General features: G+C 38.1%; 11 protein-coding genes. 8 read left to right on the forward strand and 3 right to left on the reverse strand.

The features are described from left to right. The first annotated feature begins 21 nt into the window (after nt 1-21). Nucleotides 22-2,877 carry a TonB-dependent receptor gene (locus tag QT16_RS13725; RefSeq protein ID WP_039488942.1) on the forward strand — a complete coding sequence of 952 codons (2,856 nt, stop codon included), beginning with the start codon at nt 22-24 and terminating at the stop codon, nt 2,875-2,877. On the opposite strand, the gene QT16_RS13730 is transcribed toward QT16_RS13725, so the two are convergent. Continuing rightward, nucleotides 2,874-4,661 (reverse strand): metallophosphoesterase, encoded by a 1,788-nt coding sequence (locus QT16_RS13730; protein ID WP_238719447.1) that lies wholly within the window; start codon nt 4,659-4,661, stop codon nt 2,874-2,876. The genes QT16_RS13725 and QT16_RS13730 overlap by 4 nt on opposite strands. A gap of 180 nt (nt 4,662-4,841) precedes the next feature. Between QT16_RS13730 and QT16_RS13735 the strand changes: the two genes are divergently transcribed. From QT16_RS13735 to QT16_RS13745, 3 genes are all read left to right on the forward strand, one after another. Next, nucleotides 4,842-5,903, forward strand: coding sequence for a Ca2+-dependent phosphoinositide-specific phospholipase C (locus QT16_RS13735; protein WP_039488747.1), 1,062 nt, complete (start codon nt 4,842-4,844; stop codon nt 5,901-5,903). A 21-nt stretch (nt 5,904-5,924) separates the two neighbouring features. Further along, nucleotides 5,925-8,648: a TonB-dependent receptor gene (locus QT16_RS13740; protein ID WP_039488748.1), complete on the forward strand. Its 2,724-nt coding sequence runs from the start codon at nt 5,925-5,927 to the stop codon at nt 8,646-8,648. A 333-nt stretch (nt 8,649-8,981) separates the two neighbouring features. Further along, nucleotides 8,982-9,875: a LysR family transcriptional regulator gene (locus QT16_RS13745; protein WP_039488749.1), complete on the forward strand. Its 894-nt coding sequence runs from the start codon at nt 8,982-8,984 to the stop codon at nt 9,873-9,875. A gap of 34 nt (nt 9,876-9,909) precedes the next feature. Here the strand turns inward: QT16_RS13745 and QT16_RS13750 are convergent, their stop codons facing one another. Continuing rightward, nucleotides 9,910-10,782 carry an EamA family transporter gene (locus QT16_RS13750; RefSeq protein WP_039488750.1) on the reverse strand — a complete coding sequence of 291 codons (873 nt, stop codon included), beginning with the start codon at nt 10,780-10,782 and terminating at the stop codon, nt 9,910-9,912. A gap of 224 nt (nt 10,783-11,006) precedes the next feature. Beyond that, entirely contained in the window at nt 11,007-12,392 is a 1,386-nt protein-coding gene (trhP, locus tag QT16_RS13755) for a prephenate-dependent tRNA uridine(34) hydroxylase TrhP (RefSeq protein WP_039488751.1), read from the reverse strand. Nucleotides 12,393-12,667: 275 nt separating this feature from the next. On the opposite strand from trhP, the gene ndk reads away from it, so the two are divergent. From ndk to QT16_RS13775, 4 genes are all read left to right on the forward strand, one after another. Continuing rightward, nucleotides 12,668-13,099, forward strand: a complete 432-nt coding sequence (gene ndk, locus QT16_RS13760; RefSeq protein ID WP_002961288.1) for a nucleoside-diphosphate kinase — start codon at nt 12,668-12,670, stop codon at nt 13,097-13,099. 170 nt (nt 13,100-13,269) lie between these two features. Beyond that, on the forward strand, nt 13,270-14,400 hold the full coding sequence (rlmN, locus tag QT16_RS13765; RefSeq protein WP_002961289.1) for a dual-specificity RNA methyltransferase RlmN: 1,131 nt from the start codon (nt 13,270-13,272) through the stop codon (nt 14,398-14,400). A 126-nt stretch (nt 14,401-14,526) separates the two neighbouring features. Then, nucleotides 14,527-16,365, forward strand: a complete 1,839-nt coding sequence (pilW, locus tag QT16_RS13770; protein ID WP_039488752.1) for a type IV pilus biogenesis/stability protein PilW — start codon at nt 14,527-14,529, stop codon at nt 16,363-16,365. Further along, nucleotides 16,362-17,228: a RodZ domain-containing protein gene (locus QT16_RS13775; protein WP_002961292.1), complete on the forward strand. Its 867-nt coding sequence runs from the start codon at nt 16,362-16,364 to the stop codon at nt 17,226-17,228. Before pilW ends, QT16_RS13775 begins: the two co-directional genes overlap by 4 nt. Nucleotides 17,229-17,232: the final 4 nt, after the last annotated feature.

The raw sequence follows: 17,232 nt of genomic DNA on the forward strand, positions 1-17,232 counted from the left end.
TATTACTTTGATTAAATGATTATGCTAAAACAGGTACGTACATTAAATAAAAGTATTTTAGTGTACTTTTTTATCGGTGCTAGTTGTTTAACAACGTTGCCTAGTGCGGCAAAAAATATAAATACCTTTATTTATATACCAGCGGGTTCTCTCAGTGATAGCTTAAGAGAGGTAGCAAATGCATATGCAGTCTCTTTTAGTAGTAACCCTTCACTTATCAACGACAAAACTACGTCCACCTTAGTGGGCGATCATACACTTGCTCAAGCACTAGATTTTTTATTAAGAGGCAGCGAGTTAACATATAAAATTCAAGACAAGGGTTTTGTTATTTTTCAAAAAAAAATAACAACCAATAGCGAAATACTTGAAGAAATAACAGTAAAGGGTATTCGCTATTCATTAGCTAGCTCACGAAATTTAAAACACAATAATAAAACGATTAGTGAAGCAATTTCAGCACAAGATATTACCGATATTCCCAATACTAACTTGGCCGAGGCCTTACAGTATATTCCTGGCATAGCAATTACTCGCGAAGCAGGCGAAGGTCGCCAAGTATCAATACGAGGTAACTATCCTGATTTTAGTTTGGTGACACTCAACGGTATGCCTGTGTTAGCAAATAATGATTCACCTATGGATAGCCGAGTGCAAAAACAGCGCGATCGTTCTTTCGATTTCAATATTTTACCTGCCGAGCTTTTTAAACAAATCCATGTAATTAAAGCATATTCCGCCGATAAAATTGCAGGTGGAATATCTGGAACAATGGCATTACAAACTATAAACCCTCTAGATAATGAGGGGTTTAAATTTATTATTACCCCAGAAGTTGGCTACAACGACTATGTGGGTACAGGCGCAAAACGCTATTCAAGCTTAATTTCTAACACGTGGAATAATTGGGGGGTACTTGCAAGCGTTGCATACACAACCAGAGAGTCGTTAGAGCAAGGTGCTAATACATTTCGCTGGCGTAATATTGCAATAGATGGGGCTGACCTATCGGCTTTAACCCAATCACAAGCACTGCATTTGACTCAAGGCGATTATATAGTTCCTCGTGGTAATCGGTACTCGGTATGGCAAGCTACACAGCAGCGATTTGGGGCAAATCTATCTGTAGAGTATAAAAATGAAACCACCCATTTTGATTTTGATATGCTCTCAGGTTTTTTAAAAGGAGATCGGTATGAATATCATTTATACCCTAGAGGGGAGCAGTCTACGCCTATAATTAAAGGGCTAACAACAATTACAGACATTCAAACGAATGAAAATAATGAGCTAGTGTATGCACGTTACGAAAATGCACGAGTTGCAACCGAAAGTAGAACCCAAGAAATAAATACGGCATATCAGCAAGGTGTGCTATCACTTACGCAACAAGTGAATAAAAATTGGAAAGTAAGCGCCATATTAGGAAAAGAACAATCAAAGTATGACATTCCTTACAGCAATAAGATTTATACCCAAGGCATAAGTGACGTTACGATTGATTATCGTCAAACGCCATTTTATGCTGATATTAACTACAGTGAAAATTTAAAAGATCCGACCATGTGGCAAATGCATCATGGTGATATAGAACAATACAATTCAAATAGTGAATACACCTTCGCAAAATTAGATTTTAAATATGACATTAATAGTTTAATAAAACTGCAATTTGGAGCTGATTGGACTTTGTTTGAAAATAAAATGTATAACGCACAGCAAAACGATATTTTTTTTAATGAATTAACCAACGCACCACAACAATTAACTGACCTTCCTGCGTCGTATGTTTCACCGCAAAATGCACATAAAAGCCTACAATGGTTAAAAATAAACACTAATGAGGCACTTAAACTTTATGGCATCGACCCATTCAACATACAAAATAATAGTTCATCAATCACCACTGAAGCCGAGCATATACAAGAATATAGCAGAGGAGCTTATACTTTAATAAGCACAGAGCAGGAAAAATGGGAGGCCCATATAGGTGTGCGTTACCAAGCAGAATCCATAACATCTCACACTCAAGCGCCCCACTCTCCTATTTTGTATAATTTATGGCTGCCAACGTTTAATGGCTCATATTTTATAAACGATCATTGGCGATTACGTGTAGGACTTTCTAAAAACTATTCAAAACCATTACTGAACTCACTAAGTTTTAATGGTTCAAACGATACCCCAAATAATACAAAATATACATTTAACTCAAATCTAAAACCTTACTTATCTTATAATACCGATATTTCTTTAGAGGCAGATTTTAGTAGTCGTAGTACGTTTAATATATCACTCTTTTATAAAGATTTAGATGATTACATAGTTACCACACAAGTCCCTTTATCAAAAACTTCAGAGTCTACAGTCCCCAATATAAATAACCTTTGGCTAAGTAATGCAGAATCAGCTTATCAGTGGGGAGCGGAAATAAGTTTAAATTATTTAATACATAATTCTGACTGGGGTATCAACCTACAAACAACTTACAATAAAGGCAAAGTCACGTATTACGACTCAAATAATGGCTCAGCTTTATTTAAAAAAAACCTACCTTTTTTATCTAAAATAACCGCTTCAAGTATGATCTTTTACGATCATCCTAAGTTCAATTTTAAACTAGGCGCTATTTTTAGAGATAAATATTTAGTTCGGGCAGGCAGTCTTTTGCTCGATGAAAACGAAACAGGGTTTATGCCGACTGTTTATTGGGATGCAAACCTAAATTATTATTTTTCTAATCATTGGAAACTTAAATTTAGCGCATTTAATCTCAGCAATGAACAAGAGCGACAATACAGTAACTCAACACTAAGAGCCTATAACTCAACCACAAGTGGTCGCACTTATTACTTGGGGTTGAGTTATCAGTATTAGATAATCTCCCCCGTTTTCAAATCAACGCTAAAATTCTCACCTTGGGTATGCTTACTAAATTTTGCCATTATTTTTATTAACAAAGCCAAGTACTGCTGTGTTTGCGTATCTGTTTTACAAGTCGATTGAGCTAAAAACTCATTTAGCTGTTGATAAGTAATACGCTTTTGAGGTGTTATATCTGCAGTTACATCACCATTTCTTAATAAATAAAAATCTCGAAGCCATTCTTTTGTAGATACAGCTTTAAGTTGAATTAGCAAATTAGGCGAGACTTTATTTAAACACTGCATATCTGTAAACCAATCTGCTAAATAGTGATTATCGTTTAGCCATGCCACTAAACTTTTTGGCCAATCGCGTTTTAAAAAACGCTGACTAATAAGTCCAAATAAATGCTGTTTAGTAAAATCACCATAACTTTCTGAGCTCAAAATAGTACGGTCAAAATTACTAAGATTATGTTGTTCACGATATACCCATTCCTTTTCATATAAACCAAATAAATCATTGAAACCAGGAACATCGTCTAATGTATGAGTACTTACCAATGCGGTGTGCTTTACTAAGTTTAGCTCTGCAATCTTATATGCAGCTTTATAAGCAGCTAAACTTGGCACTTGTACATTAACTAACTGAGAGTCTCGATTACTTGTTACCAGCGCCGTATCATTAAGATGCATATGTCCTGCAAAATGTAGTGTTAATCCTGTATCTGCAAGTATTTGTGTCGTACGGGGTGTAGGCACTCTAGGTAGGGAAAAATGGCCACGACTAAACACTTTATGTAATTCATCATTCGCATTATCGTAAAACTCTCCCATTGGAAAGTGGCTAAATGCGATCAGTGTTTTGTTTTGCTCTTTTGACCTTTTTACAACCGTTTTTATCCACTTTAACAGTAAAGGCTTTGCATCAATTAAAGCATTATAGCCGGCACTAGACGAACCCTTAAAAGTGAGTGGCGAATTTTGCCATTGTGGTGCATACACATTGGCATCTATTGCCATTAACCAAACACCTTTTATGGGCTCAACTAAGTAGCTCGCATCTGGCATCGTTATACAATGATTAACATCATTAGGGTCACACCATATAAACTCTCGGTTTTCATAAGGCGTTTCATATAGCACGTCACTTTTATGTTTGCTAAATCCAAAGTCACTGAGTGTGCTTAATATTTCAGTGTAACCCCAGTTTTTTAAACCATCATCACATACAGACTGCTTAGTCATACACTTTTCATGTTGGTAACTATAAACGCCAAACTCTTTACCTTGAGCCGTTAAGAAGTCAGCTTTACCTGCCGGTGTTGTAAATGGCTTTACAGGATCATGATTGCCTGGAATCGCAAAAAAACGCATCCCATATGTTTTTTCATAATGGCCTAAAATACGTGCCAGAGCACTTACATTAATGGGTTGGCCGTCATCAGTAAAATCGCCAGGTAAAACGACTAGCTTAATTTCTTTTTCTACTAGCTCATCTAATACATGTAAAAAAACAAAATAATTTTCATTGAAAAGTCGCGTTGAGTGAAGCTGCGCATACATACTTCGTACCAATAATGGTTGCTTTGACCCTACATCCTTTGGTAAGCCTATATTGTCTGTATTATGTAAATTAGCAAAAATATCATGTAGATGAATATCAGCTAAAAATGCAACTTTAACCGTCTCCACCTTCACTGCACTTTTAACCTCGTAGTACTCAATAGCACTCACTTTAAATGTAATACATAACCCAATCCATAGTGCTAACCATAGTGCTTTGAGTCTAATCATGATGGCTTTATCCAGTTTTCACTCAACTTATTATTTAGAGCGCGGTAATGGATAAAAGGGGACATAAAATTTTATAAACATGCTTTTCAATTATGAAGCTTTTATTAAATCCATATTTTTGTGTCCCCTAATTTATAAATGCTCGCTCTTAGATAGCAAACACAACAATTGAGACGTGGTATGCCACTTTTTATTTTTATTATTTTTGCAGGTTATGTAACTAGCATTAACGCTATGCCATTAAATACCTTTCAAATGATTGGCTCACATAACAGCTATAAAAAAACATTAAACGTAGGCGTTAAAAATAAATTAAACACTCTAAATCCTAAACTAATGGCCCGTATTGATTACGGTCATTCTCCCATTATTAAACAGTTAAATAGCGGTGTTCGCTATTTAGAAATTGACGTTTTAAAAGACCCTAATGGTGACTTATACATAAAACCTTGGGCTAATACTTTTGCAACGACTCCTTTATTTAATGAGTTAGAAAAAAAGCAATTAGCTACCCCTGGATTTAAAGTAATGCACATTCCCGATATTGATGTGCAAAGCCATTGTGTATTGCTTAGTGGATGTTTGAATACACTTAAAACATGGTCAGAGGCAAACCCGCAGCACTTTCCTATTGTTGTAATGCTCAATGTAAAAGAAACGCGATCAGATGTAGTGCTGGGCAATAATCCACTTAAATTTACACCGAACGATTATTATTTACTCGATGAAGTAATTCAAAAATCGTTACCTAACTCATTATTCACGCCCGATAACTTACGTAAAATACCGTTATCTTTAAACCAAACAGTCGTTAGGTTTGGGTGGCCAAGTACACGTGCCTTAGCTGGTAAGTTCATATTCTTATTTGATGGCAATACACAGCAATCGGCACTTTATAAACAAAATAGGCCTTCGTTAAAAGGGGCAAGCATGTTTGCCAATTATGATGAAAACCAGCCCGAAGCTGCTTTTATGATTGTAAACAACCCTACACGCGACTTTTATAAAATTCAGCAACTTGTACTTAAAGGTTACATGGTGCGCACCCGCGCAGATGCAACCTTAAGTGCAACCAATTCTCAGCGAGCAATCCAATTTAATGCCGCGAAAAATAGCGGCGCACAAGTAATTTCGACCGATTTTATACCCAGCTCGCCACAGCAGGCGCGCTTTAACTATGTGGTGCAATTTGACGAAGGTCATTTAGTGCGCACAAACCCTTTTATTAATAATCAACTTTAAATTAAAAACCAAGGAAGCATTATGTTGAACAAACCATCTCGTACGCTTTTAGCAACGGCTATAATGAGCTCATTAGGCGCGTCTAATTATGTGTATGCAGAACAATCTGCTCAAACAGAAGTAGAAGAAATAGTTGTACAGGGTTATCGCAACAGTTTGTTAAAAGCAAAAGATTTAAAACGAAATGCTGTGGGCGCACAAGACTCTATTGTCGCTGAAGATATTGCAGATTTTCCCGATCTAAACTTAGCTGACTCACTACAACGAGTTCCTGGCATTGCGATTACCCGAGAAGGTGGCGAAGGCCGACAAATTTCATTACGAGGTTTAGGACCAAACTTTACACAAGTACAACTTAACGGTATGGAGGCTTTGGGTACGTCTTCTTCGGCAATGGATAGCCGAGGCTCAGTAAGCAGATCACGCGCTTTTGATTTTAACATATTTGCTTCTGAGTTATTTCAGCGCGTTGATGTGAAAAAATCCTTCTCAGCCGAAATGGATGAAGGTGGTATAGGTGGAACTGTTGGACTTCATACAGCAAAACCATTTGATTTTGATGGGTTTAATACTGCAATATCAGGTCAACTTGGTGACAATTCACAAACTGATGATGTTAGTCCACGTTTTGCAGCTCTGATCTCAGATACTTGGGATGATAAATTTGGCGCATTATTTTCAATTGCATACAGCAAACGTGATGTAAATGAGCAAGGTTACAATACATATCGCTGGCGCAAAAAAAATGCTTCAGGCTCAGATATATCCGAGCTATCAGATGAGTTACAAGACAAAATTAACAACGAAGAAGTGAGCTTTTCACGTGGTAGCCGTTATTCGTTATTTGAAAACCAACAGGAGCGCCTAGGGACAACACTTGCCCTGCAGTATCGCCCGAGTAATAACCTTGAATTCGGTTTTGACGCTCTATATGGTGAACTGAATAATGACCGCAGTGAATATCACTTACAAAATAGAGGTTCTAGTTCAACAGCTATTGGTTGTACTGGACCAGCTTATAACAACGAGCAAATATGCTCAAAGCTAACAACTCTTGAAATAAATGAAAATAACGACGCTATTTATTCGGTATACGAAGACGCCGCTATTCATTCAGAAAGTCGTAGCCAATATGCTGATACTCAAATTAGTCAGTTTGTATTAAATAGCGATTGGCAAATTACAGAAGATTTAAATATGACCGCCTTAGTCGGGCGTTCACAAACCAAGTTCAATACAGGCAGTGTTAAAGTTTACCTAGAAACATTTGGCGATGAAACTATTGATTATCGCAAGGATGCTTATTATGGGGAAAATACATACGGGTTTGATCCTACTGACAGTAGTTTGTTCCGCTATCACGAAATTGATATATCTGAAGAAGAAATCACCAATACATTTGATTCTATAAAATTAGATTTTAATTACACGCTTAACAATACTTCAAATATAAAGTTCGGTGTATCTAATAAAAAGTTTGAAAGTGAAAACGGTGAAACTAAATCTGATAACGTTAACCGCAGCGATTGGGAAAATGGCGTACTGGATGACACGGTAGATCCAAGCCTGACATTTACAAATACCGCGCACAATAAACAGCAATGGGTAAGTGTCGATGTACTAGGCACCCTAGCAAGTATGAATATCGATCCTAATTTAGATAATCCTGATTTTACCGATAACGTACAAGAAAAAACCTTTGGGGCTTATTTGCAATACGAAGCTGAATGGGAATTGGGCTCAGGTTATTTAATGGGTAATGCTGGTGTACGCCATTACGATACTAAAACCAACGCCGTAGGTTTAATAAATGGAGAAGTAGTTGATGTTGAAAACACCTACTCAGGACTTTTGCCTGCTATAAATTTAGTTTGGGATAGTAATAACAGTTTAGTACTTCGTGCAAGCTATGGCGAAAATCTCACCCGCCCTTCGCTCGGTGCATTAGTGCCAACAGGCGTTGTTCAAAATGATGCCACATCAACCAATGGCCTTAGTATCAGCTCAGGAAACCCAAACCTTAAACCCTACGAATCAGTTAACTTCGACTTTTCAGTCGAGTACTATTTTGAAAACATTGGGTATGCGGCCGTAAGTTACTTTCATAAATCTATCGATAACTTCATTATCACCGAAACATATGATATCCCATACAGCCAAACCGGATATCCTCTTAGCTTTTTAGGCGACGTAGACGAAAACGGTAATCCGCAAACATCAAATACTGTTTTTACTGTTATTCAGCCTCAAAACTTAGATGAAAGTGATATTAGTGGCTGGGAACTCGCTTTTCAACGTGACCTAGACTTTTTACCTGCCCCGTTTAATAACTTAGGTGTTATTGCTAATTATACATTTGCTGATGGTGAAGCACTGTACCGTAATGTAGGTAATTCAGGTATTGATCAATATAAATCATTCCCTGGCCTGTCAGAGCATTCGGGCAACTTTACAGTATATTACGATTCTGATTCATGGGGCGCACGCGTTGCAGCAGCTTATAGAAGTGACTATATTGCATCGGTACAAGCCGGTAACGGCGATGAAGACGAAAATGGTTTTCATGCCAGTACATACATAGATGCATCAGCATTTTATCAGGTTAATGAAAAGCTAAAGCTCACTATAGAAGCAAGTAATTTGACTAATGAACGAGAAGAGCAGTATTCAGACTCCAATGATCGTTTGTACAATACGACGGTTAATGGCCGTACTGTTTATTTAGGTGCAAGTTATCGCTTCTAAATTATAAAAGTGAGGCTCCACTTTTGTGTGGAGCCTCTCATTATTCTTAAGGGGCTCATCAAAAAAGACGACTTATAAATTCACTTAATTAAATAAAGCACTTGATGTAAATCTATTTTCAATGGCTTTAACAAGCATGACTTAAAACTACTTTTAATTTATTTGCTGAACAGATTGAGTTACGTTGTTTACCAGTACCTTCATGAAGAATTATGAAATCAAAGTTATATAAAATTTTATTGCCTAACTTCAGTTCTTACCCCTTAATCTCTAATGAAATTTTAAAGTGCCGCTGTTAATATTGCCTAAATCCTAAATAATAAAGTAGTTCTAATGGCAGCTAGTTATTCTCTTGATGATTTACGTTACTTTTGCACCATAGTAAAACTAGGTAGCTTTAAAAAAGCATCCATAAACCTTGGTATGTCACTATCAACTTTAAGCCGTAGAATACGTTTATTAGAGCAAGCTCTGCAATTAACGTTACTAAATCGAGATGCTCATCGGGTAACACTTACGCATACTGGCGAATTATATTACGACCGCTACCGCAAGTTATTTGACGAAGTAGAGTGTATTGAGCAAGCACTTTGTGATGAGAAAGACCAACCTAAAGGAAAAATTAGGATCTCTGCACCCATTTACATAGGTAAACACTTTTTAAGTGCTATTTTTTGTGAATTTTTACTGCAATATCCCGATATTCAATTAGATTTACGCTTTTCAAATAATCTTATTGATATTGAAAAAGAAGGGATTGATATCGCGTTTAGAGTAAGAAACCCAGCCATCGATAATTGGGTTATTAGAGAACTTAAGCTTACTCATAACCTGCTGTGTGCTCACCAAAATTATGCTCATCATCCCATCACTCATCCGAAGCAATTAGAAGAACACCCAAAAGTTACGTGCCTTGGGTTAGTTCCGTGGCAGTTAAAAAATCAGCAAACGAGTGAAGAATACAGTTTTAATCCAAACACGCATGTCCGGTTAGAAGTTGATGAAATTCAAATGATGAAACAAGCCGTTGAGTCTGGTGTGGGCATTAGCTACATTCCTGATTATATAGCATTGCCTCTTATTGAAGCCACAAAGCTTAAACGTATTCTTCCTGACTGGCAAAGTGAAGGGCAGCCATTTTCTATGCTTTATCGCGACAGAAAACAAGTACCTTATCGGGTACGACTATTAATAGAGCATACATTGCAACACTTCAACGAAAAGTAGCAATGTATGCTTTTAAAAAGAAAGCTTTAAACGTTTAAAAACTAAGCCTAAGTACAATTACACCTAAAAATGCTGTTGCTAATCCTATCACTTCTTGGCGTGTAAAAGACTCTTTTAGGATGATGCGTGAGTACAATAAAATAATTAAAATGTTCATCCCTGAAATTGCCGAAACGAGCCCTGTATTACCAATTACAAAAGCCGATATTATTGCCACCATACCTGCCACGTTTGTTAATCCAATCAGTAACCCGCATGAAAATGTTTTACTCGCAGACCAATACCCTTGAGAAGTGCCTTGCTCTGCTAGCATTTTTTTTCGCTTTACTAACCAACTAACAGCAAAGAGAAAACTACCAAAACCAAACATAGACGTTAGCGTTGCAAACGTATCGGCCTCAAGAAGTGTTGATTGCTTGCCCATTAAATCATTAAATGCAAAGGCAAGTGCAGCGAGTAATCCCCATTGCGCACCTTGTAGGTTGTTCAACGAAATATCGCTTGAATAACGAATGATATAAAGGCCACCAAAAATAATGAAAAAGCCAATTAATTGAATTGTTGTTAAGGTCTCCTGCCACAATAAAAAAGCAAATAAAAGGACAAACAAAGGCGTTAATCCCGATAAAATACTAATTAAAGACGCTTTACCAACCGAAAACCCCTTATGCAACAAACCATTAGCAGCAAAAGAGCCAAAACCTAACGCTAGCCCAACCGTAATGTCTGCCCAGCCATACCATGTATGTTCAAATACCACTGTACCTAGCGCACTAACAACAAATCCTACAAAAAACACACCGAATAATAATAAGTTACGGTTAATTTTTTTTTGCGACGTCCATTGATACAACACTCCTCGAGCACCAAAAAAAACGGTTGCGAGTAATGCAAAAATTATCCACATACAAAAATGATTCCTTTAAAAAGTAATGGGGTAACAGTGAGGAGCGATTTAACAACACGTGTTAAGTACGAATATCCATTATATTCGCTTTTAAAATTTTATAAATAAGCATTAATGATAAGATAAATTCCATAAATGGTATTTAAAAAATAGCAGATGAAGATATAACTGCTCAGCGTCACTCTATTTAATAAAATAGCTTTGAGCAGTTATTAGAGTGGATCCTAACTGACCTCTTTGAATGGATTACGGGTATCTTGGTGATCCTCAAGATTACGCATTAAAATAGCGTGATCTAAATTAATGCCCTCATCTAGCTGGATTTTTACAATGTGACCAGAACCTTTAGCATCGCTAATACTTTCGCCTCTTTTGTTTTCCATATATTCAAGCTTAAAAGTAATGTTACCTTGTGGTGTCATAAGCTCTAAAGAGTGACCAGTACAAAATTTATTTTTAACGTCTATTTCAACTAATCCATTTTCGCAGCGCCCAAGTACTTCACCCACAAATTGCTGCTTAGTTGATACAGAGTGACCGTATTCATAGTTTTGATAATCTTGGTGGGCATGGCGTTTTAAAAAGCCTTCGGTATACCCACGATGCGCCAAGTTTTCTAATGTTTTAAATAAGCTAGTATCAAATGGTTTACCCACAGCCGCATCGTCTATTGCTTTACGATAAACTTGTGCAGTGCGCGCCACATAATAAAATGACTTAGTACGCCCTTCTATTTTTAAACTATGTACACCCATTTTTGTTAACTGCTCTACGTATTGCACAGCGCGTAAATCTTTGGAATTCATAATATAGGTGCCGTGTTCATCCTCAAACGCAGGCATATACTCACCAGGGCGACCTTGTTCCTCTAAAATAAATACATCGTTGCTTGGCGCGCCTTCACCCAGTGTAGGAATCACCTGTTTGGGGTCAATTTTATGTACCATTTCGCCAGTTTCGTTCTCAACACCAGGTTTTACATCGTAATCCCAGCGACATGCATTAGTACACGTGCCTTGATTTGGATCGCGCTTATTTATGTAACCAGAGAGCAAACAACGTCCCGAATACGCCATACACAGTGCGCCATGTACAAATACTTCAAGTTCGGTGTCTGGGCAGAGTGTGCGTATTTCGGTTATTTCTTCGAGCGACAGCTCTCTTGATAAAATAACCCGTTCGATCCCCTGCTTTGCCCAAAATTGTACACTCGCGTAATTTACCGCATTTGCCTGTACTGATAAGTGGATTGGCATGGCAGGCCATTTTTCACGAACAAGCATAATTAAACCAGGGTCCGACATAATCAGCGCATCGGGCTGCATCGCAATAACTGGCTCTATATCACGTAAATACGATTTAACTTTAGCGTTATGCGGCGCAATATTAGACACCACATAAAACTTTTTATTTTGCGCATGCGCCTCACTAATGCCTATTTGCAGGGTCTCTAGGTCAAACTCATTATTACGCACACGCAAACTATAACGAGGCTGCCCCGCATAAACCGCATCTGCGCCATAAGCAAACGCGTAGCGCATGTTTTTTAAACTGCCTGCGGGGCATAATAATTCAGGAATAAAAGGCATTGAAGAAATAACGGGTAACATGTGCGCTCCATACATCGAACTGGGTTTAAACCAGTTGCATGAGTTTTACCAATTTGATTGAAAAATTAAGCATTAATCCAGTGAAATTGGTGTTATTGAAAAATACATAAACACAAGCGCAGCAGTATAAATATGGCTAATAATTTAAATTTGATCGAGATCATAAAACAGCAATCAAACTGGTTTTTAATAAAATTAGGATTTTTCACTTAAAACGCGTATAATTCGCGCCCGTTAATATTCACACTTTTACTTAAAATTATTGGAGCATAAAGATGGCTTTAGAGCGTACTTTCTCAATCGTAAAACCTGATGCAGTTGCTAAAAACCACATTGGCGCTATCTACAACCGTTTCGAAACTGCTGGCCTTAAAATCGTTGCAGCTAAAATGGTTCACCTTTCACAAGAGAAAGCTGAAGGTTTCTACGCAGAACATAGCGAACGTCCTTTCTTTGGCGCTTTAGTATCTTTCATGACATCTGGTCCAGTAATGGTTACAGTTCTTGAAGGCGAAAACGCTGTTCTTAAAAACCGTGAAATCATGGGTGCTACTAACCCTGCTGAAGCACTAGCTGGCACTTTACGTGCAGACTACGCTGATAGCATCGACGAAAACGCTGTTCACGGTTCTGATGCTGTTGAGTCTGCTGCTCGCGAAATCGCGTACTTCTTCGCTGACGAAGAGCTTTGTTCACGTACTCGTTAATTCGAATTCGTTAACAAAATGAAAAGGGCTTTCGGGCCCTTTTTTAGTCATTACGCAAAGTATCCATAAGTGCATTTTTTGATATTTTACTTAATGATTAAAGTGAGTGAATTGTGTACAATTCGTCCTCGTAAATTTTTATCTCCACCGTCACCGATTGAGGTTGTTTCATGACCGAGCAAAAAAAGATTAACTTATTAGATTTAAACCGAGATGCAATGCGCGAGCTATTTGCATCGTTCGGTGAAAAGCCGTTTCGTAGTGACCAGGTGATGAAATGGATTTATCATTTTGGCGTAGATAACTTCGACGAAATGACTAACGTAAATAAAAAGCTTAAAGAAAAGCTTAAAGCTGAGTGCGAAATTGTAGCGCCAGAAATAACAGTTCGCCAACAAGCAAGCGACGGTACTATTAAGTACGCGCTTATTCTTGAAGGCGGCCAAGAAGTAGAAGCCGTTTGGATCCCTGAAAAAGAGCGTGCTACGTTATGTGTATCATCACAAGTGGGTTGTGCGCTTGAATGTACTTTTTGTTCTACTGCTCAACAAGGCTTTAACCGTAACTTAAAAGTATCTGAAATTATTGGCCAAGTTTGGCGTGTAGCTAAAGATATAGGCCTTGATGGTCATAGCGAAAAGCGCCCAGTGACTAATGTTGTAATGATGGGTATGGGCGAGCCTTTACTTAATCTTAAAAACGTAGTGCCAGCAATGGAACTAATGATGGACGATTGGGGCTTTGGTTTATCTAAGCGCCGCGTAACATTAAGTACGTCAGGCGTTGTACCTGCTCTTGATTTACTAAAAGAAAAAATTGACGTAGCACTGGCTATATCTCTTCACGCACCAGATAACGCACTGCGTGATATTTTAGTGCCTGTTAATAAAAAGTACCCTATTGAAGAGTTTTTAGCGGCGTGTCGTCGTTATATCGACGGTTCAAAAGCTAATAAAGACGTAACAGTTGAATACGTTATGCTTAATGGCATTAACGACAGCACTGACCAAGCGCATGCATTAGTACAAACGTTAAAAGGCACACCGTCTAAGGTAAACCTTATTCCGTTTAACCCGTTCCCGGGTAACGAGTACACACGCTCAAGCAATAGCCGTATCGACCGCTTTTCAAAAGTACTACAAGCTGCAGGTGTAACCTGTATTGTTCGCCGTACTCGCGGCGATGATATTGACGCAGCTTGCGGTCAGTTAGTCGGTGACGTAGTTGACCGTACTAAACGCTTAGCTAAAAAGAAAATCCGCGACGATAACGCGATTGCCGTTAATATCCACCAAGCATAATCTGTAACAGCCTTATATGAATAAACCATATAAGGCTGTTAAGTTGTTTATTTTTAAATAAATGATGCAAGAGTAAAGCTTTTAGGTAAGATAGGCGACATGGACTAAAAATAAAGAGATAAGGTAATGCGATCTATACTTGCTATAACACTATCAACACTTGCCCTAAGTGGCTGTGTGAGTGAAAGTAGTTATAACGGCAGTAATAAACCCGTCGTCGAAAATAAAGTTAATAATACTGGTGCAGCACGAACACGAATTGCTTTAGCCCTACAGTATTTAAAAACGGGTAATAATTCTCAAGCCAAATACAATTTAGAACGTGCAGCAGCATTTGCTCCTGACCTACCTGAAGTACATTACTCTCTTGCTTATTACTACCAACAAGTGGGCGAAAACCCGCTAGCTGATAAAGCCTACCAAAAAGCACTTGAAATCAAGCCAGACGATCCTAACACCCTCAATAACTACGGTGTGTTTTTATGTGGTATTGATGAATACGATCGTGCAACTGATCAATTTTTAAAAGCGATTGAAGTACCAAGTTATATTCGCGTTGCCGAAAGCTACGAAAATTTAGCCTTATGTGCTATTGAATTTGATGATTTTGAAAATGCAGAAAGCTACTTTCAACAGGCACTTAATCACAGCTCTCAGCGTACATCTACATTAATTAGCTTAGCCGCACTGTATTACGCAAAAAGTGACTTATACAAAGCCAGTGAACTTTTAAAACGCTATGAAAGTACGGGCCGAGTATCTTCTCGCGCATTAATGCTTAGCTATCTTGTAAAAAACCGAATGGGCAGAATTGAAGAAGCTGAAAAAATTTCCAACACTATTTTGCAAACTTACTCTACCAGCAACGAAGCCTATGCGTTAAAAGAGAAAAGAACACGTTTTAATGAGTTTGAAATACTGCGAGAAAAATACCGTAAAGCGCAGTTAAAAGAACTAAAAAATGACGCAAGCGGCGCGCACGTTAGTTCAAAACCAAAAATAAAAGTTATTAGAAAGAAACGTTCGCCAGAGGACGGTTCAACAAGCTTGGTAACAAACAACGAGCAAAAAACAGATAAAAAGCTCGCAACAGCAAATAACCAAGATGTAAATCCAGTTATAGCAAGAGAAGAGCAAGCTCAAGCATTGCCAAATACGCTCAGTACGCAAGCCGACGAAGCAACCGTAATAGCAAAACAAGTAACGACCCAAAAAGAAGAGGCTCCTAAAGTCGTCGCACCAAGCAATCCTACCGATACATCGGCTGTTATGCTTGCACTTACTACTGAGCACGACTCTGCAGATTCTATAGTAGCAGCGCCTGAAAAAGCACAACCTGTTTTAGAACCTCAAAAAGAAGTTATAGCAACAAAACAAGCGGCTAAAGCCGATGACGAGGTAACAATAATCTCGTTTGGCGCACCTAAAACAGGCCAGTTTAATTCGCAGCAAACTAGTAACTACAGTAATTCTGCACCTGCAGTTACGAATCAAAAAAACAGTAGTGACGTGGTATTCTACGAAGCGACTAAAAATACAACCGTTTTTGAAAACAGCAACTATCAAAATAATGCTGATATTGAATTTAAAAGCTACGAAGCAGTGCAAAAAGCTGAGCTTCCAATGCTTAATCCTAAAGTATCGCCTTTACGCGTGCCATTTCATGTAATTGCTGTTGGCGAAAACCTATTTAGCATTTCGGTGCGATACAATGTTAAACTACAAAAACTCCTGCAATGGAATGGTTTAAAAGAGTCGGATCGGGTAATGAATGGAAGTAAAATATACCTAAACGATCCTAATATTTATTACGAAATTAAAGCTGGTGATTCCCTTTACGATATAGCTACCCAGCGGCATGTATTAATTGATGAATTAATGCGATGGAATAAATTAAGTCCTGATATAGCATTAAAACCAGGGCACAGACTTTTACTAGTGGATCCAGACTCATACACATTATGAATGAAGAAAATACGCAAACACAGAGCGAACAGCCAACTGTAGGCCAAATACTAAAAAATCATAGAGAGCAAGCAAACGTTAGCATCGCAACTATTGCTGCACCGTTAAAGCTGTCTGAACTTCAAATTAAACGCCTTGAAAATGATGAATTTGCGTTACTAGGCCCTATCACTTTTGTTAAAGGCTATATAAAAAATTATTGCCGTGAATTAAAAGTCGATAGCGCACCTATATTAGCAATGATGCCGGCCCCACCAGAGCCGACCAAGCCCGCTAATATGCAAAGCTTTTCGCGCCGAACAGAAAAAGAAGCAAGCGACAGCCGTTTAATGTTTTTTAGTTATTTAATTTTAGCGATTGTTATTGGCTCATCTGCTTTATGGTTTTGGCAAAACGCCACCCCCATTGAAGAGCAAACCAGTAAAATAAACGTTGCCAACTCAATAATGAGTGAACGACAAGCAGCTCAACCCAGTATTTTACAGCAACAGCAACAAGCCGAAATTAACGACGAATCACTATTAGAATCAAAAGATACGCTTGAAACATCAACAAGCTCAGAAGCCGTTACAGAAACGGCTCCTATTACATCTAACAACGAAAGCCAAGAAGATGCTAGCAGTACAATTGTTATGAACTTTAACGGCGAAAGTTGGGTTGAAATTTACGATGGCGAAGGCGAAAAAATAGCATTCGGCGTTAAAAAAGCAGGCTACATTATGACCGTAAGCGGAACGCCTCCTTTTTCAGTTGTGCTTGGTAAGCATGACGCTGTAGACATTACTTTAAACGGCGAACCTGTAGATGTTTCTGCATTTCCTAAAAACCGTTTAGCCAAATTTACATTACCACTAGCAGAGTAGTCGC

This window comes from Pseudoalteromonas distincta (assembly GCF_000814675.1).
In the GTDB taxonomy this organism is placed as follows: domain Bacteria; phylum Pseudomonadota; class Gammaproteobacteria; order Enterobacterales; family Alteromonadaceae; genus Pseudoalteromonas; species Pseudoalteromonas distincta.